Raw genomic sequence first — 642 nt, 5'->3', positions numbered from 1 at the left:
GGTTATGCTTCCACATAGAATAACCACGACCGGCCTTGATTTCTCGGATTTCTCCGTCAACAAGTGGCTTCGTGCTCATTCCATCTCCTTTGAGACAAGCATGAACAGCAGATCATCCACGCGACGGACTGCCCCGATCTCGTCAGTCTGCAAGTCACCGGTCTTCACTTCCTCGATAACGGTGTCGAAGATGCGCCGAATTTCACCGGTCCGCACCATCTGCCCCATCTCGAATCCAAACTTCAAAAGACGGCGACCCAGCTGCGATTTTGCAGCGGGCTCCGTGTCCGCCACCTCGAACGCTTCCACCCAGTCATCGAATTTCATTCGTCCTCCCCATCAAGGCTCTCGTACCTGCGTTCCAACCGGTCCAGCGCCGAGCACCAGTCCGGCCCAAGTGCCTGACGTGTGCCATAGTCGTTGACGGCGGCCAGTAGCGTGAGCGCCGTATCCAAATCCGCAGCAAACTGGCGTTCAAATCCAAAGTTCAATGCAAATTCACGTTTTCCCACCCACGCACTCGGAATCATAGACGCGGCTCCAACGTGAACAACGCATGGGCCACGCGCCGTACGATCGCGTCCGTCGCGAACAGTTGGTACTCACCAGCCTTGTGCACCTCAGCGACATCCGGATCAGGAC

2 protein-coding genes are annotated in these 642 nt (G+C 56.5%); both read right to left on the bottom strand.

Translation table 11 applies throughout. The features are described 5' to 3' along the window. Nucleotides 1–75: 75 nt before the first annotated feature. Entirely contained in the window at nucleotides 76–327 is a 252-nt protein-coding gene (locus AC1RPG_RS07930) for a hypothetical protein (protein ID WP_251213468.1), read from the bottom strand. Further along, nucleotides 324–530, bottom strand: coding sequence for a hypothetical protein (locus tag AC1RPG_RS07925; RefSeq protein WP_281116311.1), 207 nt, complete (start codon nucleotides 528–530; stop codon nucleotides 324–326). Before AC1RPG_RS07925 ends, AC1RPG_RS07930 begins: the two co-directional genes overlap by 4 nt. Nucleotides 531–642: the final 112 nt, after the last annotated feature.

The sequence above is a fragment of the Dellaglioa sp. CoH-57-MRSF-18 genome, assembly GCF_056781995.1.
Note: the sequence above shows the minus strand (reverse complement) of the source record. Positions and strands in the feature narration are given on the sequence as shown.